This window comes from Hoeflea sp. YIM 152468, assembly GCF_029210485.1.
Classification (GTDB): Bacteria; Pseudomonadota; Alphaproteobacteria; order Rhizobiales; family Rhizobiaceae; genus Hoeflea.
Map to the genome: position 1 here is coordinate 143,286 of NZ_JARGET010000019.1, position 19,966 is coordinate 163,251.

17 protein-coding genes are annotated in these 19,966 nt (G+C 61.6%); 8 read left to right on the top strand and 9 right to left on the bottom strand.

The features are described 5' to 3' along the window. Positions 1 to 63 precede the first annotated feature (63 nt). The 3 genes from smc to PZ897_RS10230 form a co-directional block, all read right to left on the bottom strand. Positions 64 to 3,528: a chromosome segregation protein SMC gene (gene smc, locus PZ897_RS10220; protein ID WP_275752166.1), complete on the bottom strand. Its 3,465-nt coding sequence runs from the start codon at positions 3,526 to 3,528 to the stop codon at positions 64 to 66. An 87-nt stretch (positions 3,529 to 3,615) separates the two neighbouring features. Then, entirely contained in the window at positions 3,616 to 4,374 is a 759-nt protein-coding gene (locus tag PZ897_RS10225) for a DsbA family protein (RefSeq protein ID WP_275752167.1), read from the bottom strand. A gap of 176 nt (positions 4,375 to 4,550) precedes the next feature. Next, positions 4,551 to 5,063, bottom strand: a complete 513-nt coding sequence (locus PZ897_RS10230; protein ID WP_275752168.1) for a DciA family protein — start codon at positions 5,061 to 5,063, stop codon at positions 4,551 to 4,553. Between the two features lie 170 nt (positions 5,064 to 5,233). Between PZ897_RS10230 and mutY the strand changes: the two genes are divergently transcribed. Together mutY and PZ897_RS10240 are read left to right on the top strand one after the other, a co-directional pair. Further along, on the top strand, positions 5,234 to 6,331 hold the full coding sequence (mutY, locus tag PZ897_RS10235) for an A/G-specific adenine glycosylase (protein WP_275752169.1): 1,098 nt from the start codon (positions 5,234 to 5,236) through the stop codon (positions 6,329 to 6,331). Then, positions 6,328 to 6,945, top strand: a complete 618-nt coding sequence (locus PZ897_RS10240) for an HAD family phosphatase (protein WP_275752170.1) — start codon at positions 6,328 to 6,330, stop codon at positions 6,943 to 6,945. The genes mutY and PZ897_RS10240 overlap by 4 nt, the downstream gene beginning before the upstream one ends. A gap of 234 nt (positions 6,946 to 7,179) precedes the next feature. On the opposite strand, the gene PZ897_RS10245 is transcribed toward PZ897_RS10240, so the two are convergent. The 4 genes from PZ897_RS10245 to PZ897_RS10260 all read right to left on the bottom strand — a co-directional run bounded on the left by PZ897_RS10245 (position 7,180) and on the right by PZ897_RS10260 (position 10,203). Then, a complete protein-coding gene (locus tag PZ897_RS10245; RefSeq protein WP_275752171.1) occupies positions 7,180 to 7,338 on the bottom strand; it encodes a DUF3309 domain-containing protein in 159 nt (52 codons plus the stop codon). A gap of 78 nt (positions 7,339 to 7,416) precedes the next feature. Next, positions 7,417 to 8,535 (bottom strand): AI-2E family transporter, encoded by a 1,119-nt coding sequence (locus PZ897_RS10250; protein WP_275752172.1) that lies wholly within the window; start codon positions 8,533 to 8,535, stop codon positions 7,417 to 7,419. A gap of 78 nt (positions 8,536 to 8,613) precedes the next feature. After that, on the bottom strand, positions 8,614 to 8,796 hold the full coding sequence (locus PZ897_RS10255) for a CsbD family protein (protein WP_275752173.1): 183 nt from the start codon (positions 8,794 to 8,796) through the stop codon (positions 8,614 to 8,616). 273 nt (positions 8,797 to 9,069) lie between these two features. Continuing rightward, positions 9,070 to 10,203 (bottom strand): site-specific DNA-methyltransferase, encoded by a 1,134-nt coding sequence (locus PZ897_RS10260; RefSeq protein ID WP_275752174.1) that lies wholly within the window; start codon positions 10,201 to 10,203, stop codon positions 9,070 to 9,072. A gap of 256 nt (positions 10,204 to 10,459) precedes the next feature. On the opposite strand from PZ897_RS10260, the gene PZ897_RS10265 reads away from it, so the two are divergent. Continuing rightward, entirely contained in the window at positions 10,460 to 11,149 is a 690-nt protein-coding gene (locus PZ897_RS10265) for an HAD family phosphatase (protein WP_275752175.1), read from the top strand. Between the two features lie 48 nt (positions 11,150 to 11,197). Here PZ897_RS10265 and PZ897_RS10270 read toward each other — a convergent pair whose 3' ends face one another. Then, entirely contained in the window at positions 11,198 to 11,761 is a 564-nt protein-coding gene (locus PZ897_RS10270; protein ID WP_275752176.1) for a hypothetical protein, read from the bottom strand. A gap of 156 nt (positions 11,762 to 11,917) precedes the next feature. Here PZ897_RS10270 and thrC point away from each other — a divergent pair, with 156 nt between their 5' ends. Genes thrC through PZ897_RS10290 form a run of 4 tightly spaced genes read left to right on the top strand, consistent with a single transcriptional unit; the run spans position 11,918 to position 18,207 of the window. Next, positions 11,918 to 13,333: a threonine synthase gene (thrC, locus tag PZ897_RS10275; protein WP_275752177.1), complete on the top strand. Its 1,416-nt coding sequence runs from the start codon at positions 11,918 to 11,920 to the stop codon at positions 13,331 to 13,333. A 4-nt stretch (positions 13,334 to 13,337) separates the two neighbouring features. Continuing rightward, positions 13,338 to 14,636 carry a pitrilysin family protein gene (locus tag PZ897_RS10280; protein WP_275752178.1) on the top strand — a complete coding sequence of 433 codons (1,299 nt, stop codon included), beginning with the start codon at positions 13,338 to 13,340 and terminating at the stop codon, positions 14,634 to 14,636. Between the two features lie 20 nt (positions 14,637 to 14,656). Next, the gene (locus tag PZ897_RS10285) at positions 14,657 to 15,280 is read left to right on the top strand and encodes a GNAT family protein (RefSeq protein ID WP_275752179.1); all 624 of its coding nucleotides are present in this window, start codon (positions 14,657 to 14,659) and stop codon (positions 15,278 to 15,280) included. Further along, positions 15,277 to 18,207: an EAL domain-containing protein gene (locus PZ897_RS10290; protein WP_275752180.1), complete on the top strand. Its 2,931-nt coding sequence runs from the start codon at positions 15,277 to 15,279 to the stop codon at positions 18,205 to 18,207. Before PZ897_RS10285 ends, PZ897_RS10290 begins: the two co-directional genes overlap by 4 nt. Positions 18,208 to 18,297: 90 nt before the next feature. Here the strand turns inward: PZ897_RS10290 and PZ897_RS10295 are convergent, their stop codons facing one another. Further along, positions 18,298 to 18,906 carry a YqgE/AlgH family protein gene (locus PZ897_RS10295; protein ID WP_275752240.1) on the bottom strand — a complete coding sequence of 203 codons (609 nt, stop codon included), beginning with the start codon at positions 18,904 to 18,906 and terminating at the stop codon, positions 18,298 to 18,300. A gap of 163 nt (positions 18,907 to 19,069) precedes the next feature. On the opposite strand from PZ897_RS10295, the gene PZ897_RS10300 reads away from it, so the two are divergent. Next, positions 19,070 to 19,942: a protein-disulfide reductase DsbD domain-containing protein gene (locus PZ897_RS10300; protein ID WP_275752181.1), complete on the top strand. Its 873-nt coding sequence runs from the start codon at positions 19,070 to 19,072 to the stop codon at positions 19,940 to 19,942. Positions 19,943 to 19,966: the final 24 nt, after the last annotated feature.

Sequence of the window (19,966 nt, forward strand, 5' to 3'; positions counted from 1 at the left end):
ATATGGCAGGAAACAACACATCGACATGCTGGAACGTGTCGGCGCGGCGGCCAGCACGATTGCCTACCCGGCGTCACGCAATTGTTCTGCGGTTTGCAGGTCGACCGAGACCAGCTGGCTGACGCCCTGCTCGGACATGGTGACACCGAACAGGCGGCTCATCCGCGCCATGGTGATCGGATTGTGGGTGATGATGACGAAGCGGGTCTCGGTGGAGGCAGCCATTTCGTCCATCAGATTGCAGAAGCGTTCGACATTGTGATCATCGAGCGGTGCGTCAACCTCGTCGAGCACGCAGATCGGCGCCGGATTGGTCAAAAACACCGCAAAAATCAGCGCCATGGCCGTCAATGCCTGCTCGCCGCCTGATAGCAATGTCATGGTCTGCGGCTTCTTGCCCGGCGGACGGGCGAGAATTTCCAGGCCCGCTTCCAGCGGATCGTCGGATTCAATCAGCTGCAACTCCGCCGTGCCACCGCCAAAGAGGTGGGTGAACAGCCGCCGGAACTGGTCATTGACGACGTCAAACGCCAACAGCAGCCGCTCGCGGCCCTCCTTGTTGAGGCTCTGGATGCCGGCACGCAGCTTCTTGATCGCATCGATGATGTCCTCGCGCTCGGTGACGATGAGATTGAGTCGGTCCGACAGTTCGGTCTGCTCTTCCTCGGCGCGCAAATTGACGGCGCCAAGCCGCTCACGCTCGATCTTGAGACGTTCGAGGTTGCGTTCCACCGGTGCCGGATCGGGCAAGGGCGCGTCGGCGGCCAGCCCGGTGTGACGCATGGCTTCGTGCGGTTCGCAATTGAGCGCCTCGCGAATCCGGGCTTCGCCTTCCTCGCGACGCTCACGGGCGGCCATCAGCCGCTCTTCCGCCCGGCCGCGGGCCTCACGGCCCTGCGACAGGGCTCCGATTGCCTCGGTGGCGAGTTTGTCGGCCTCGCGCGATCCGGTTTCGGCCAGCGCAAGCGTGTCGGCAGCCTCCTGGCGGCGTTTTTCAACGTCGGAGAGCTGATGCATAAGCTGGCGGCGACGGGCGGCGATTTCGTCGGGCGCGTCGGCGATGCCGGCCACTTCGGTGGCCGCTTCCTCGGAGCGGGCCCGGAGTGCGGCGAGATGGCTTTCGGCGTTGGCGGCACGTTCAAGCCAGCTTGCCCGTTCGCTGGCAATGGCCTCGAGCCTTCGTGCCCGGGCGGCATTCTCCCGCTCCAGCCCTTCATGGACGGCGCGCGCCTCGGCCAGGCCGCCGCGATCGGTCGCCACTTCGGCGTTGATCTGCGCCAGGGCGGCGTCGAGTGCCGCCAGATCCGGACAGGCCTTGAGTGACCCGTCGGCCTGTTCCAAGGCTTCCACCGCTTCGGCCAATTGCGCGCCCACCTGGGCGCGGGATTCGGTCAGCACCGCGCGGCGGCTGGACAGTTCGCCGGAGGCGCGCTCGGCGCTCGCCAGCTCGTCACGGGCGCGGGTGAGCCGCTGGTTGGCGTCACGGATCGCATCCCGGGCTGTCCGGCTCTCGCCGACACGCGCCTGAACCGCGGCCTCGCTCTGCGCCAGCGCCTCTTCGACCTGACGCAACGCCTTGGTCGCCTCGACGGCTTCGTCATTCAGCTCCGCCAGGCGGTTTTTCTGCTCCAGCCGCAGCGCCGCCGGTGTCGGCGCATCGGCGGAGGCCACATACCCATCCCACCTGAACACGGCGCCATCGCGGGTAACCAGCCGCTGCCCGGGCTTGAGCAGACCGTGCAACGCCCGGCCGTGATCGGCGTCGCCAACCAGACCGATATGGGCCAGACGGCGCGCCAGCTCTGCCGGGGCGCGGACATGAGTCGAGAGCGGCACCACCCCATCGGGAAGCGCAGCGTCATCAGCATCCAGCTGCATCCTTGCCCAGTGAGCGGGTGCTGCGGGGTCGAGGGGAAGGTCGAGATCATCGCCAAGGGCGGCACCCAGCGCGGTTTCATAGCCGCGATCGACCTTGATCTGCTCGACCACCGGAGGGAAAAGTTCCGGGCCCTGTCCGGCATTGAGCATGCGGGCAATGGTCTTGGCTTCGGTGTCGATGGCGTTGAGCCGGGCTCTGGCCTCGGTCACCGGCAGCCGGGCGGCCGTCTCGGTCTCACGGGCGGTTTCGAGCGCTGTCTCGATCCGGGCCAGCGTGCCTTCAGCGTCGCTGAGCGCCTTTTCGGCCACCTCCGTGTCCCGGCGCTTGATGGCGGGATCAGGAAGACCGGCGATGCGCCCGGCAATCGCGGCAAGATCGGCGTCCTGGCTGGCAATCTGCCGGTCGAGCCGCGCCTTGCGCTCGCCGACTTCGCGGAGGGTCCGTTCAAGCTGGGTTCGTTCGGCTGCGGCCTCGGCGCGTTCGGCGGTGATGACCCCGAGCGAGGTCTCGCTTTCGCCAAGTTTGGCTTGCGCCGCCTCGAACGCAGCTTTGAGGACGGCCGAGCGCTCATCGCTGCCTTCGAGCGCCAGATTCAGTTCGGCTTCCTCGGCGGAGAGCCGCTGCATGACCCCGGCATTGTCGGCAATCAGCCGCTCCTCGCGGTCGATATCGGCCTTGAGCTGCGCCATCCGCCGGTCGAGCTCCTCGCGACGGCGGACAATCCGCTCGGCTTCCTCGTCAATCTGGGTGCGGGCAATCTGCAGGCGCTGCAAGGCCGCAGCGGCAGCGGCTTCGCCATCCCTGAGTTCGGGCAATTTATGGGCGGCAACGGCCTGGCTTCTGGCGGCCTCCATCTGCGCTTGCGCCAGTTCCGCCACCCGTGATGTGGCCTGCGCCAGCGCGCTTTCGGCCTCGCCTTCCTGAGACTTGGCCAGCGACCAGCGCAGATGCAAGAGCGTAGCTTCGGCCTGGCGCACTTCGGCTGACAAGATCTTGAAGCGGTTGGCCTGACGGGCCTGACGCTTGAGGCTCTCGATTTGCCCCTCCAGCTCGGAGGTGACGTCGTCGAGCCTTTCGAGGTTGGTTTCGGCAGCGCGCAGTCTGAGTTCGGCCTCGTGCCGGCGTGAATAGAGGCCGGAAATACCGGCGGCTTCTTCGAGCAATTGCCGGCGCGCCTGCGGCTTGGCCTGGATCAGCTCGCCGATCCGGCCCTGACCGACCATCGATGGCGAGCGGGCGCCGGTGGACGCATCGGCAAACAGCAATTGCACATCCTTGGCGCGGGCTTCCTTGCCATTGATGCGGTAGACCGAGCCGGATTCGCGTTCGATGCGGCGGGTGACCTGAATCTCGTCGGAATTGTTGAAGGCGGCGGGCGCGGTGCGGTCGGAATTGTCGAGATAAAGGCCGACTTCGGCGGTATTGCGCGCCGGCCGGTTGCCCGAGCCCGAGAAAATCACATCGTCCATGCCCGAGGCGCGCATGTTCTTGTAGGAATTCTCGCCCATCACCCAACGCATGGCTTCGACCAGGTTGGACTTGCCGCAGCCGTTGGGGCCGACCACGCCGGTCAGTCCGCGCTCAATGACAAATTCGGTCGGCTCGACGAAGGATTTGAAGCCCAGAACCCGCAGCTTTGTGAACTTCATGACCGGGTCTCCCGGCCAGATTGCCTCATCGGCACGGCAAAGCCTCCCCCGCGAAACAGGCGCGAGGGATTGGCATGCCTGACCCGCTTACAACAGCGGGTCGATGATCGCCGACAAAACTTCAATCGACATATTCCCCGGATACCGCTTGCCATTGATGATGAAGCTCGGCGTGGACTGGATGCCAAACTCGTCTGCGGCCTTGGTTCTCACAGCATTCACATCATCCAGAAGTTTCTGGTTCGTCAAGCAAGCCTCAAAGGACTCCTGTGTAAAACCGGCCAAGCGGGCAATTTGCAGCAATGCTTCGCGGCCATCCGGCGCAGTGGCCCAGGTCTGCTGCTGCTTGAACAGCACATCGACCATCGGGAAGAACTGGTTTTCAGGCGCACACCGGGCCAGCATGATGGCAGCCGCGGCGCGCGGATCAAACGGAAACTCACGAAGAATGAAACGAACCTTGCCGGTATCGATGTATTTCTCCTGCAGCGGCTTGAAATTCTCCTGATGGAAGGACGCACAATGCGGACAGGTCATCGACATGTATTCAACGATGGTCACAGGGGCGTTCTCATCCCCCAGCACCATGTCCTTGAGCGGGCCCTGTTCCAGAACCTTGGCCATATCGACATCGCCATCGGCTTTTGGCGCTTCGGCTGCGGCTGCGGTCGAAGCCGTGGTCTCCGAGGACACTGCCGGCACCGCAGCGGTCTCGGTGCTGACGGCAGAACCGGACGTGCCGGAAGCCTGCGGTGACTGCTCCGACGAATCCGAACAGGCCGTCAGGGTCAGGACGAGCAGCGACACGGTCGCGGCGGCGGTCAGTCGGGACGTCAAACGGAACATGCGGAACACTCACTTTTGTTAAAACATAACGTACCAGACGAGCCAAAACCGGTTGGCTTCTGACCAGCGTGCAGCGCCGCCTCTGGACCGACGACACCATTCTGCCCCAAGTCCTATAACGTGAAATGTGGCCAAACAAGTGCCAGACGTTCACTGAGCCGTGAATGTGGCCGGTTTCAGTCCTGGCGTTTCGGCCGGCGGCTGATCACACCTGCGCCCAGCCGCGTCAGCGCTTCGCGCAGTCTTGGGTCCTCGACGTCGGCGAGCATTCCGGCAAGACGGTTTGTTTCATCGGCATCCAAGGGGCGGGCACCGGGCTTGCGGCTTGGCGTATGGATCGGCTTCTGAACGATGCGAATTTGCGAAATCGCCCGAAAACCGAAGAAGCTGTTGACGCGGGAGATCAGCTCCGCCTCCTGATGCATCAGGAACAAGGCGCGGGCGCCTTCGCAGGCAACCGTCAACAGGCCCGGCGAAAAGCTGCCGCCGGTTTCATCCGGGCCATCCTGGCGCGGCCAGCGAATCCGCTCGGGCCGCGAGCATCCGGCGAATTGTTCCCCGGCAATTTCGTCCCAGGACCCCAGCAGCAAGGTGTTGATGCCGGCGCGCTTGGCCAGAATCGGGTCGATCAGACCGTTGGCGATCTCGGCGATCTGTACAACGCCCTTGCGGGTGAACGGCTTGGCCACCTCTGTCTCCTTGCTACTACCCGGTTTCAACCCGCCTGCGGCTTCATGCACCGAAATGCGCCCGGACCGGATTGCGCCGGACGCGGCGGCAGGACATGATCCCTCACAAGCACATCAGGAAGCGCCTGCGTTGCCAAAATGCAAGTCCTTCCTATCTTTGCATGAGTTCAATGTCATCTGCCAAGCCCTCCACCATCCCGCCTGACATCGCGCCACGGCTTCTCGCCTGGTACGACCGGCATGCCCGCGTCTTGCCCTGGCGGATCAGCCCGTCGCAGCGCGCCGAGGGCGTGATCGCCGATCCGTACCGGATCTGGCTGTCGGAAATCATGCTGCAGCAAACCACCGTGCAGGCGGTCAAACCCTATTTTGCCTTTTTTGCAAGCCGCTGGCCCCGCGTCACCGATCTGGCTGCAGCCGACATCGAGGATGTGATGAAGGCCTGGGCGGGTCTGGGCTATTATTCCCGCGCCCGCAATCTCAAGCGCTGCGCCGATGTGGTGGCGAGCGAGCATGGCGGCGAGTTTCCCGACACCGAGGATGGCTTGCGCGCCCTGCCCGGCATCGGCCCCTACACCGCAGCGGCGATTGCGGCGATCGCCTTCGACCGGCCGGCTGCGGTTGTCGACGGCAATATCGAGCGGGTGTTTACCCGGCTGTTTGAAATTTCAACGCCGCTTCCCGCTGCCAAGGCCCAAATCAGGCCGCTGGTGGGTGAGGCCACGCCGCTCGAACGGCCAGGCGATTTTGCCCAGGCGCTGATGGATCTGGGCGCTACTCTTTGCACCCCCAAACGCCCGGCCTGCGCGCTGTGCCCGCTCATGGACCTGTGCCAGGCGCGCCAGTCGGGCCGGCAGGAACAGTTTCCGGTCAAGCCGCCAAAGAAGGAAAAACCGGTTCGCCTGGGGGCGGCCTTCGTGGCCGAACGCGCCGACGGGGCGGTGCTTCTGGTCAAGCGCCCCGAGACCGGCCTGCTTGGTGGCATGACCGGGGTCCCGACAACCAACTGGACGGTGCGTGCCGACGGCGCGACCGGCATCGCGGCAGCGCCCTTTGCGGCGGATTGGCATGGCAAGGGCGCGATTTCACATGTGTTTACACATTTTGAATTGCGGCTTGAGATTTTTCATGCGGTTGTCATCTCAGCTCCCGAGCATGATGGCTGGTGGAGTGATGGCGATTCGCTCCCTGGCGAAGCGCTGCCCACAGTCATGAAAAAGGTGCTTCAAGCCGCCTTCCCCGACCGGTTCAGAAAAGGCAAACCATGAGTGAGACTCCCGCAATACGGCACATCGTCTTCGATATCGGCAAGGTGCTGATCCATTACGATCCGAATATTCCGTTCCGGCGGCTGATCCCGGACGAGGCGGAACGGGCAGAATTCTTCGAAACGGTCTGCACCCATGACTGGAACCTGGAACAGGATCGCGGACGCGACTGGGCCGAGGCCGAGGCCCTGCTGATCGACCGGTTCCCTGACAAGGCTGACCTGATCCGCGCATTCCGGACCCATTGGCCCGAGATGGTCAGTCATTCCTATGACGACAGCGTCGATATCATGCTCGATCTGATCCAGCAGGGCCGCGACGTCACCATGCTGACCAATTTTGCTGCCGACACGTTCAAGCAGGCGCGCGAAATGTATCCGTTCCTCAAGGTGCCGCGCGGCGTGACCGTGTCCGGCGAAATCCGGTTGATCAAACCGGACCGTGAAATCTACGAGGTTCATGCAAAGAGTTTCGATCTCGAGCCCGCAGCCTGCCTGTTCATCGATGACAGCCAGGCGAATGTCGACGGCGCGATTGCCGCCGGGTGGCAGTCGGTGCTGTTTACCGGAGCTGACAAGCTGCGCGCCGACCTGACGCGGTTGATGGCCTTCTGATCAGGCGGCATCGACCGCACCTGCCGGGCGCAGGGCGCGACTGGCCGCATGACCGATGTGGATGCCTGTGGTCTTGGCGCGGCAATGGTTCGCAATGGCCAACCGGCTCTCCTGCCAATCTGACCAGAACAGCGGTGAGATCAGATGCACAGCTGACTGGCGGCGGGCCTCTTTTCGAGCCTTGTTGCGCCCCATGTGCTCAAGCGCTGACGCGGCCGGGCGGCGGCTTGCCGGTTACAAGCGGCCCATCAAGGCAAGAATCACAACGATCAAGAGCGCCAGTCCCAACACGCCGGACGGGCCGTAGCCCCAGTTGCGCGCATGCGGCCAGGATGGCACCGCGCCGATCAGAAGAATCACCAGGATAATGATAAGCAGTGTTGAAAGTCCCATGGCACAGATGTCCTCCGTTGTTGTATTTCGTCTGTACAACACGCCAGACACCAATCGGTTCCCTCCGTCGTTCGCTGGTCAGTCCGTTCGGCCCTCCTCAGGGACATCCGGGTGCTCTGTGACCGGCCGGCCAGAGAGGAATTGACCGAAACCGTTCATCGATTCAAAATTGTCGCACAGCACCTTGACGCCCACCAAGATGGGCACAGCCATCAGCGCTCCCACCAGCCCCCACATCCAGCCCCAGACCGTGAGGGTCAAGAACACCGCCACGATATTGAGTTCAAGCCTGCGGCCCACGATCATCGGGGTTATGAAATTGCCTTCCAGCATGGTGAGGCCAAAATAGATGGCGGGCGCCATCAATGCCGCTCCAAGTGTCGGGTAGACCACCATCGCTGTGGCGGCCACCGCCGCCGCACCTGCCCAAGCCCCGATAAAGGGCAGAAAGTTCAAGATTGCCGCGATACAGCCCCACATGATGGGGTTCGGCATGCCGTAAAGCCACAGGCTGGTGCCGATTGCCGCGCCCAGTCCCGCATTGATAAGGGTGATGGTAAACAGATAACGCGACACCTGCCGTTCAACGTCATAGATGACACGCAATGCCCGCTTCTTCTCGCTCATCAAGGGCAGGATGCCGACAAGTTTCTCATAGAAAAGCGTGCCGGTGGAGAGCAGGAACAACGCGAGAATGAGGGCAACCACAAAGGTGGTGAGACCGCTGAATGCATTGGATGCCGCGGCGGTGAGCAAGGCCGGTTGCTGGACAACCACCTTCTGGGTTGCAGGTGTATCGGCGCCTTGCGCCAATGTCTCGACCTGCTCGCTCGCTTCCTTCACCGCGGCGATTTCATCGCGGTACTCGGCGAATTTCGCCCTGATCCTGACCCCGGTTTCGGGCGCTGACGAAATCAGATCGGTAACCGGTCCCGACAGCGAATAGGCCCCGAACCCGAGGCCACCGGCGAGAAACAGGATTATCAGCACGGCGGAAATGCCCGAGGGAATGCCGCGTTTTTCGGCAAAACGCACGACCGGTCTCAAGGTCAGGGCAATCAGCACACCCAGCACCATTGGCATGACCACATCCTGGGCGACGAACAACACCTGCGCCATCAGAACGATGAAGATCCCGATCAGCACGCGCTTTATCGTCGTGGTGTCGGACGTGGTCAGAGCTGTCTGCGAGTTCATCGGCTACCTCACCGCAAAAGGGAAAAGGCCACGCCCCAGGCGGGGCGCGGCCCATTGGCCACTATTCAGGCCTGAGCATCAGACCTTGTTGCCCACAGCACCTTTGGCCGAACCTGACGCATGCTGTGCTACGCCTTTGGCCTTTTGCGCCTTGCCTTCGGCCTGGAGTTTCTTGTTGTCGGTTGCCTTGCCGACAGCATCTTTGGCAGCTCCGGCGGCCTTGTTACCGGCAGCCATGGTCTTGTCGATCATTTCGCCCATGCCACAATCTCCTTTTGAATCCGCGTATCCTGCGGCGCTGGTTGTGCAAGCGGGGGCTTGCCTGTGAAAACGTTCGGGAACGGCTTTGGTTCAAAACGGAATTCACCGGGCAGCCTGAAACTGGCGACTGCGTCTGGCGATCGGCCTCTCCGATCTCGACTGGGCTTGCCGTGCTCGCCAAAGACGAGCGCCCGGGATGTGAAACACATCCCGGGCGCTGCATGGCCGGCGGTGACTGAAGGTACTTGACGCCCGCCGGATCTGGTTTGCGAATTAGCCGGCGCGCGCCATCTCCAAACGGATGGTTGCCCGGAAATCGTCAATCAGTTTGAGACCGTCCGGCGTTTCGACATGCCAGAAGGTCCAGCCGTTGCAGGCGTCAAACCCCTGCACCACGGCGCCGACCTTGTGGATCGAACCGGCCTGGCCGTTGGCGACCAGCGTACCGTCAGCCCGGACGATGGCCTGGTGCTTGCGCTTGGCATCGTGCAGCACATCGCCCGGTTTGACGTATCCGGCCTCGATCAGCACATTGAAGGCGACACGGGGCTCGGCGCGCTTGCCGGTCAGAACGGTGAGTTCGTTCTTGCCCAGCGGCTCGACCGCGTCGATCCGGGCACGCGCCGCATCAATGTAGTCCTGTTCGCGCTCGATGCCGACAAAGTGACGGCCGAGACGGCGGGCAACAGCCCCCGTGGTGCCGGACCCGAAGAACGGATCGAGCACAACATCGCCGGGCCTCGACGACGCCATCAGCACGCGGGCCAGAAGCGCTTCGGGCTTCTGGGTCGGATGGATTTTCTTGCCGTCCGCACCCTTGAGGCGCTCTGCCCCGGTGCAGATCGGAAACAGCCAGTCCGAGCGCATCTGCACATCGTCGTTGGATGCCTTCATGGCTTCGTAATTGAAAGTGTAGCTCTTGGCATTCTGGTCGCGCGAAGCCCAGATCATGGTCTCATGGGCATTCTGGAAACGGCGGCCGCGGAAATTCGGCATCGGGTTGGTCTTGCGCCAGACAACATCGTTGAGCAGCCAGAAGCCGATATCCTGAAGCTGTGTGCCGACCCGGAAAATATTGTGGTACGAGCCGATGACCCAGATGGTGCCGTTTGGCTTGAGCACCCGGCGGCAGGCCATCAGCCAGGCGCGGGTGAAGGCGTCATAGGCGGCAAAGCTGTCAAACTGGTCCCAGTGGTCGTTGACCGCATCCACCATCGACTGGTCCGGGCGGGCAAGGTCGCCGCCAAGCTGCAGATTGTAGGGGGGATCGGCGAAGATGACATCGACGGAATTGGAGGGAAGCGCTTCAAGTGCAGCCACACAATCACCCTTGATGATGGTGTCGAGCCAGGATTGGCGCGTGGCATTGACGGCAGAAATTCCGGAAAGCGAAACAGATCGGGCCATTTGATACTCACATTACAGAACGCAACAACTGGGCATCATGGTTACCGAACAGGGTAAACATCTGGTGAACGAGACCGCACCGTCAGCGCAAAACGAAATTCCGCCAATCGAAACAGCAACTCGCAGGCCCAGGGCCACTCCTGCGCCCGTCATCATGGTTTCGCACCTCCACCGATCACTTGCCTGTCACGCCGCCATGCTATAGGTCCGGAGCAACCTCCCCCTCCTATCGGCCGTGCAATACAGGAACATGTTCATGTCTGGTTTCGACCTCATCATATTTGATTGCGACGGCGTGCTGGTCGACAGTGAAGTCATCGCCTCGCAGGTGGAATCGAAGCTTCTCACCGATGCCGGATATCCGATCAGTGCTGAAGAACTGGCCGAGCGCTTTGCCGGGCTGACATGGAAAGACATTCTGTTTGAAGTCGAACGCGAGGCCAGCATCCCGTTTTCAGCCACTCTGCTGGATGCATCCGAGGCGCTGCTTGACAAGAAACTGGCAGCCGAAGTTGTGGCCATCGACGGGGCGGCGGCGGCAATCGCGCGCATTGCCGGACCGCGCTGCATCTGCTCCAACTCGTCCGGGCACCGGCTCAAGGCGATGCTCGCCCGCACCGGGATCGACCGGCTGTTCGGCGATCACATCTACTCGGCCAAGGATGTCGGCGAAGGCCGCACCAAGCCGGCGCCGGATGTCTTCCTTCACGGCGCCGGGCAATTTGACGCCGATCCGGCCAATGTTCTGGTGATCGAGGATTCGGTGCACGGGATCGAGGCCGCGACTGCTGCGGGCATGCGTGTGGTCGGCTTTACCGGCGGCTCGCACAGCTATCCCGGCCATGCCGACGCGCTGACCGAAGCCGGCGCGGAAACCGTCATTCACCGCATGGCCGATCTTCCAGCGACCGTCAAAGCCCTGGCAGGCTGGTCTGAGCTGCTCTGACCCGGCATCCGACGGTCATCGGCCTGGCAAGGGATCGTGACGGCGAGATCAGGGCGTGTTGTACGGCCCTGGATCAAAGCCGGCATAGAGCTTGGCCGAGGCCGACGCGCTGGCGGGGAAACTGACCGTCGCGTTGGTGAAGATGAACTGCGCGGCCGGCCCGCCGGCGGTCACCGCCACAGGTTGGGTCTGCAGTTCCGAGTACAGCACGTTCTCGCCTTCGAGGACCGCGACACGGATCGGCAGATTGACTTCCCCCGACTTGGCTGCAGGTCCGGTGACGACCCGGCCGGAGATGACGACCGTCACGGTCATCTGGTCGCCGCTGATCCGGCATTGCCGAGTGGTGTCAGCTATCGAAGACTGATAAATGACTTTTGACGCATCACCATCACCACCCTTGGCGTAGGAGGTGTAGTAGGCCGTACCTTCGCGCAGTGTGACAGCCGGGCAAGCCCCCTGAACCACCTCTGAGCCGGTGACGGGATCAATCGGCGCCTGCTGATTGCTTGCACCGGGGTTGAGAACAGCACGCGGATCGGCAGAGGTACAGCCTGCAATCAGGCCGGCACACAACATGACCGGGGCGAAACGCAACAATATTTGTGACACGATGTACCTACCTTCATTCACCCAAAGCAATGGACATTGCCTGTAACAGACATGTGGCCTTTGCATGACGACCGCCCATGGTCTATATCAGCCGCGCGGCGGGAAATCGACCGGCGTTATCTCATCTTGCGCGATCCGCGTCCACCACCGGAGAACATGTCTGTGGACTATATTTCGACACGAGGCGATGCACCCGCACTGGGATTTAACGATGCGCTCCTGGCCGGCCTCGCCCGCGACGGCGGTCTTTATGTCCCGCGCGAGTGGCCTTCCATCACACGCAAGGAGATCCGGGCAATGCGCGGACAGAGCTATCAGGAGATAGCCTTCCGCGTGATTCAGCCGTTCACTTCCGGTGAAATTGAGCCCGGCGCCCTGCGCACAATGATCGACGAGGCCTATGCGGGCTTTTGCCATCCGGCTGTCGTTCCGCTGGTGCAAAGCGGTGCAAACGCCTTCGTGCTCGAGCTGTTTCATGGCCCGACTCTGGCCTTCAAGGATGTGGCGATGCAACTCATCGCCCGGCTTATGGACCATGTGCTGGCCGAACGCGGCGAGCGTGCCACAATCGTCGGCGCCACATCCGGCGACACTGGAGGGGCCGCAATCGAAGCCTTTGCCGGACGCGACCGGACCGATATTTTCATCCTGTTTCCCGAAGGCAGGGTTTCACCGGTGCAGCAGCGGCAGATGACCACCTCAAAGGCGGCCAATGTGCATGCGATGGCGCTCAAGGGCAATTTTGACGATTGCCAGGATCTGGTCAAATCCATGTTCAACCATGTCGCCTTCCGCGATCAGGTGCGCCTCTCGGGCGTCAATTCGATCAATTGGGCACGGATCATGGCCCAGATCGTCTATTATTTCACCTCCGCGGTTTCACTTGGCGCCCCGGACCGGAAGGTCTCGTTTTCAGTTCCGACCGGCAATTTCGGTGATGTTTTTGCGGGCTATTGCGCCAAGCGCATGGGCCTGCCGATCGACAAGCTGGTGATTGCCACCAACCAGAACGACATCCTGGCGCGTGCGCTCAAATCCGGCCGCTACGAGATGCGTGGCGTCAGTCCGACCACGTCACCATCCATGGACATCCAGATCTCGTCGAATTTCGAGCGGTTGCTGTTTGACGCCAATGCCCGTGATCCCGAAGCCGTGCGCCGCGCCATGTCCAGTCTCAAGCAATCGGGCGCCTTCGATATTGCCGCGCCGGCGCTCAAGGCCATTCGCAAGGAATTCCGGGCGGGCCGGGCCAGCGAAAGCCAGGTCAAGGCCGTCATTCGTGAGGTTCAGGCAAAAACCGGGTATGTTCTTGATCCACACACCGCGGTCGGCGTTCACGTCGCCGCCCGGATGGAAAAGCCATCCGCACCGATGATTACGCTCGCAACCGCGCATCCGGCCAAGTTTCCGGACGCCGTAAAACAAGCCTGTGGTATTGACCCCGCGCTCCCGTCGTGGCTCTCTGACCTGATGAAACGGGAGGAACGGTTCAGCACAGTGCCGAATGAACAGGACGCGGTGGAAGCCCATATCCTGTCATTGACACGGGCCACAATGGACCGGGGAAAGTGACAATATGACAGTCAGAACAACACGTCTGAACAACGGCGTCACCGTTGTCACCGAGACAATGCCACATCTTGAGAGCGTGGCTCTCGGGGTCTGGGTGAAATCCGGCTCCCGCGACGAGACCGCTGAAGAACATGGCATCGCACATCTGCTTGAACATATGGCGTTCAAGGGAACCCACAAGCGCACGGCGCGCCAGATCGCCGAGGAGATCGAAAATGTCGGCGGCGAACTCAATGCCGCGACTTCAACAGAAACCACGTCCTACTACGCCCGGGTTCTCCGGGATCACGTCCCTGTGGCGGTGGACATCCTGCATGACATTCTAACCAATTCGGTGATCGACGAAGACGAGCTCGCCCGCGAGAAGAACGTCATCCTGCAGGAAATCGGGGCGGCAAACGACACGCCTGACGATGTCGTCTATGACCGGTTCACAGAAGCGGCTTTCAAGGATCAGACCATTGGCCGGGCCATTCTGGGCACGCCCGAAACGGTCAAGGCTTTCACCCCTGACCAGGTCCGCAGCTATCTTGCACGTCATTATACGGGAGACCGCATCGTTGTGGTGGCCGCGGGTGCGGTCGATCATGAGGAATTCGTCAAGCTCATTGACGACCGCTTCGGTCAGTCCATCAAGCCGACCGGTGCGCAGTTGCGCGCCATTCCGACGGCGAAATACACTGGCGGCGACTATCGGGAGAAGCGCGACCTCATGGACGCGCAAGTGCTGATCGGCCTTGAAGGCCGGGCCTTCCAGGTCCGGGATTTCTACTGCTCGCAATTGCTTGCCAATATCCTTGGCGGCAGCATGTCATCGCGGCTGTTTCAGGAGGTCCGGGAAAAGCGCGGCCTTTGCTATTCGGTCTACGCCTTTCACTGGGGCTTTTCCGATTCAGGCCTGTTCGGGGTTCACGCCGCCACCGGTGCGGAGGACCTTGCCGAGCTTGTTCCGGTGATCCTGTCCGAACTGGCAAAAACTGCCGACGGTGTCGAGGAGCAGGAAATCAACCGGTCGCGGGCGCAAGTCCGGTCTGGACTGTTGATGGCGCAGGAAAGTCCGGCTGCGCGCGCCAGCCAGATTGCGCGCCAGATGTTGCTGTTCGGCCGCCCAGTCAGCAATGAAGAACTGATGGAACGACTGGCCAATCTGACACCGCAACGGCTTTCCGAACTGGCGGGCCGGCTGTTTTTCGACACGCCGATCACGGTGTCGGCGATCGGACCAGTGGACAATCTGCTTTCGATCTCGGACATGGCTCAGACACTTGGCCAGCACGGCGGACGAACCGCTGCTGCCGAGTAAATTCAAGGAATACCCCTGCAATGGCGCCTCCGGTGTTTCGCTTCCGCACCCGGACCCAGGAAGAGTTCCGGATCGAGGGGCACAAGACCTATCTCCGCACACCGGTCATCGGTGATTATGCCGAATGGAGCCAGTTGCGCTCTGCAAGCAAGGCATTTCTGGAACCCTGGGAACCGCTCTGGTCCGAGGACGACCTGACGCGCGCGGCATTCAGGTATCGGATCCGCCGCTACGATGCTGACCGGAGCGCAGGCGTGGCGCTGCCCTTGTTCGTCTGTCACAAATCCAATGGCCGGCTTGTCGGCGGCGTGACGCTCGGCTCGATCCGGCGCGGCGTGGCCGAATGCTGCTCGCTTGGCTACTGGATGGGAGAGCAACATGCAGGTAAAGGCCTGATGAGCGACGCGCTCAACAGCCTCCTTCCCCATGTGTTTGGCAGGATGCGGTTGCACCGAATAGAGGCGGCCTGTATTCCGAATAATCAAAGAAGCCAGCGGCTCCTTGAAAAGGCCGGGTTTCGGCGTGAGGGATACTTGAACGGCTACCTGAAAATCAACGGCGCATGGCGTGACCACTTGCTCTACGCGCTGATTGCCGAGGACTGGCAGTCGAGGCGCGTGAAAGGATCCGGTTCCGGCGGATGAAGCAGAGTTCCCGTTTCAGTTCTATCAGGCACTTGCGTGCCCTGGCGCTTGATCGTGCTGCGGCCGTCTTCGGCCTGGTCGTCATCTGCACCCTGCTGGCCTTCGTCCCGGCCGCCCAGGCCATCGAACCGGTCAAGATCAACCGTGACGACACGGCGCTTGATCTGACGGCAACGACAGAAATCTACAAGCGCCGCGGCGAAGCCTTCCAGGTTTCCACCGCTGCGGGCGCGGATGGCATCGTCCGGCGCATCGAGGTGCGGGCGAGTTCGCCGCAACATTCGGGGGACTGGGCCGTCTTCGCTCTGGCCAATGTTACCGAAGAGCAGATCGACCGCTTGATTGTCGCGCCGCATTTCAGGCTTGTCGGGTCAGGCATTTTGTGGCCTGATCTCGGCTCAGCCCGCATTCTCGGCATTACCCCCAGCGAAGGCTTCGCCCTCGACCGTGTCGAAAGCAGTGAAGACGACGTCTTCCGCATTACGCTCAACCCCGGAACCGTCATTACCTTCGTGGCTGAACTGGCTGCGCCGGAACTGCCGCAAATCTATTTGTGGGAACCCGACGCCTACAAGGACACCGTCAACGCCTATACGCTTTACCGCGGCATCGTGCTGGGCATTGCCGGGCTGCTGGCGGTCTTCCTCACCATCCTGTTCGTCGTCAAGGGCACGTCGATGCTTCCGGCGACTGCGGCGCTGGCCTGGGCGGTGCTGGCCTATGTTTCGGTCGATTTCGGCTTTCTGTCCAAACTCATCAGCGTGACGCCCGGCGACGAGCGGATCTGGCGATCGGGGACCGAAGTTCTGCTGGCGACCGGGCTCGTAGTCTTCCTGTTCACCTATCTCAATCTCAATCGCTGGCACACCAACCTGTCCTATGTGACGGTCGCCTGGATCCTGGGACTGGGCGGGCTTTTCGCCGTGGCGATCTATGACCCGCCGATTGCCTCGGGAATCGCACGAATTTCGTTTTCCGCCACAGCTCTCGCCGGTGTGGCGCTGATCACCTATCTCGGGTTCAACCGCTACGACAGGGCTGTGATGCTGATCCCGACCTGGGCACTCATCCTGTGCTGGCTGTTTGGGGCCTGGTTAACCGTGACCGGACAACTGGCCAACGACATCGTACAGCCCGCACTGGGCGGCGGTCTGGTGCTGATCGTGCTGTTGATGGGGTTTACGGTGATGCAGCATGCCTTTGCCGGCGGTGCCTATCATCAGGGTCTGTTTTCCGACATGGAGCGACAGGCAATGGCGCTGGCGGGCTCGGGTGATACTGTCTGGGACTGGGACGTGACCCGCGACCGTGTCATCACCTCTCCCGACCTGTCGCCGCAATTGGGGTTGTCACCGGGTTCGCTGGCGGGCCCGGCCCGCAACTGGTTGCCGCGCATTCATGCCGATGACCGCGACCGGTTTCGCACGACGCTTGATGTGTTGCTTGAGCACAAGAAGGGCCGTCTCAATCACCAGTTCCGGATGCGCGCCGAGGATGGGCACTATCATTGGATGGCGCTCAGAGCGCGTCCGGTGCTGGGGTCGAATGGTGAAGTCATTCGCTGTGTCGGCACCGTCATTGACGTCACCGAACAGAAGTCCTCCGAAGACCGGTTGCTGCACAATGCGGTGCACGACAACCTGACCGGACTGCCGAACCGGCAATTGTTCCGCGACCGGCTGCAGACCATGATCAACGTGGCCGAACTCAACTCGGACATTCGCCCCAGCGTGTTCATGATCGATCTCGACCGGTTCAAGCAGGTCAACGACAAACTCGGGATGTCGGTGGGCGACACCATCCTTCTGGCGATCACGCGCCGCCTCAAGCGGCTGCTCAAGCCGCAGGACACGCTTGCGCGCATTTCCGGCGACCAATTCGGACTGGTGCTTGTCTCGGAACAGGACGCGACCAAGGTGGCAGCGCTGGCTGAAGCGATTTCCAAAGCGATCTCGGCGCCGATTGATTTTGCCGGACAGGAAATACGTCTCACCGCCTCCATCGGCCTCCTCACCTGGGTGGAAAACAACGCTGTCCCCGACGATCTGATGAAGGACGCCGAGCTGGCGATGTATCAGGCCAAACGGTTCGGCGGCAACAGGATCGAACCTTTCCGCCCGGCATTTCGAACCGTGGGATCGGACCGGCAAAGACTGGAGAGCGATTTGCGGCGCGCGGTCGAGCGCAACGAGCTTACCCTGGTCTATCAGCCGATTGTCGAGTTGAAGGATGCCGAGATCGCCGGCTTTGAAGCCCTGCTGCGCTGGGAGGATCCGAAACGCGGCACGGTTCCTCCGTCGGAATTCATTCCGGTGGCGGAGGCTTCCGACCTGATCCTCGAACTCGGCATGTATTCGCTCAAGAAGGCGGCGGAAGACCTGTCGCAGTGGCGGCAGGCGATTGGCGAAATTCCGGTGTTCATGTCGGTCAATCTTTCGAGTGCGCAATTGCTCAAGAGCGATCTGTGCAACGATGTGATCAAAATGATATCTGCCAGCCAGGGCAACCCGCAGCATTTCCGGCTCGAACTGACTGAAACCCTGGTGATGCACAATCCGCAACAGGCGCTGATGACCCTGCAGCGGCTTGCCGATGCCGGAATCGGGCTGACGCTTGATGATTTTGGCACCGGCCATTCGTCGCTGGCCTATCTGACGCGGTTCCCGTTCAAGACCATCAAGATCGACAAGTCGCTGGTGATCGACCCTTCGGACAAGGGCGGCATTCTGATCCGTTCAATCGTTACCCTGGCCAAGATGCTGGAGATGCAGGTGGTTGCCGAAGGCGTTGCCACCGAAGCTGATGCGGTCAGGCTGTCCGAGATGGGGTGCGACTATGGCCAGAGTTTCCTGTTTGGCCCGCCGATTGGTGCAGACTCGGTTCAAAAACTGCTCAAGGAGCGGTTTCCGGTGGCCAAACCCAACTGACAACACGCAGACTGAAGTATAGGCGCAGCTGCGACCCGCATGAGCCGTTGAGCCGTTGAGCCGTTGAGCCGCGTTATGCCAAGCTTCGGGTCAGGCGTGACCAGCCTGGGTCGAAAGCATGGCCGGGGTGATGCCCATATGGCCCAGGACGCGGTCGTATTTTCCGGAATGATCCTGATCAAAAACCAGATCGTCCAGCGCGGGGCAGCTTAGCCAGGTGTTGGCCGAGACTTCGCTCTCGAGCTGACCCGGCCCCCAGCCGGCATAGCCGAGCAGCATGATCCCGCGCCGGGGACCGTGACCTTCCTTGATGGCGCGCAGGATATCCACGGTCGCAGTCAGGCACAAATCGTCGCTGACGGGCATGGTCGACCGGCTCATATAGTCGTCCGAGTGAAGCACAAAGCCGCGGCCGGCATCGACCGGCCCGCCAAGCTGAATTGGGAAATCACTCACATTGTGGTTTGTCGACGGGCCCTCCTTGGGGCATGGCTGGCTGTCAAGATCCAGGTTCTCAAGCAGTTCCGCAAACTGCAAGGGCTGCGGGCGGTTGAGGATAAAGCCGATGGCGCCTTCATCGGAATGCGCACATACAAAAATGACGCTGCGCTCAAAGCGCTCGTCGTTCATTCCCGGCATGGCGATCAGGAAATGCCCGTCCAGACATCCCCGATTGCGCTGGGTCAAATGGTTTGCAATGCCGTCCATGAGGCAAGCCTAACAAGTTTCAGCGTTTTGGAAAGGCCAAATAGGCTGCTCGCCCAGCGGCAATTGCCGCAGGGAGGGACGGTCACGCAAAAATGACACGTGTGATGGATGGATTGAATGGATTTGAAACCATCGTATCCGCTACACTATCCCAATGATCAAGCAGACAAACTCTCCCGCGCCGAGCAGGCTGGCCGTCGCCATCGGCGGATTTTCGATTGCAATGGCCCTTTCTCTGGCTCCGGCTTCGTCGCTTGAAAGCGACTGGGCCGAGACCGAAGGCGGCCGCATGCGGCTGGTGATCGATCCGACGCCGCGTCAGGATGGGGCCATTGCGGGCTTTCTCGACATTGTTCTGGAGCCCGGCTGGAAAACCTATTGGCGTGATCCCGGCAGCGCAGGCATTCCGCCAGTTCTGGATTTCTCTCAAAGCCATGGCATTGCATTCGAGGAGATGGCCTACCCGCCGCCGGTGCGGGTGGACGACGGCTACGCGATCTGGGCGGGCTATACTGCGCCGGTGCGGTTTCCGCTGACGTTCCGCCGCACCGCCTCAGGCGAAGCCGAGATCCGAGCTCTGGCCTTTATCGGCATCTGCGAGAAGATCTGCGTGCCGTTCCAGGGTGAGCTGGTTGTCGAACTGCCCGAAGAGCTGATCGGACAGGATGCTGCCAAGCCGGCAGTTGACAGCGCATTTGCGCTGTTGCCTGAACCGCCCGCTGCGGATTTCAAGCTTGGCCCTGTCGCCATCAATGCTGACACAAAACTTCTGGAAATCGAGGCCAGTCTTCCTGCCTTCAGGCCCTCAGGGACCACACCGGACGTGTTCGTCGCCGGACCGGCCGGCGCCGCCTTTGCCACGCCGGTGCTGGAACGGGACGATGGTGCGAATGTGCGATGGTCGGTGCAGACAGAAAACCTTCCCCCTCTCTCCGGCGACGCGGCCATGCCGCTGGATATCGTCGTCACGCTGGGTCCACGCGCAATTGAGCAACGTATCGATGTCAATCTCGCTGCGACAAAGTGAACCGTGGCCTCCTTTGTTGCCAGC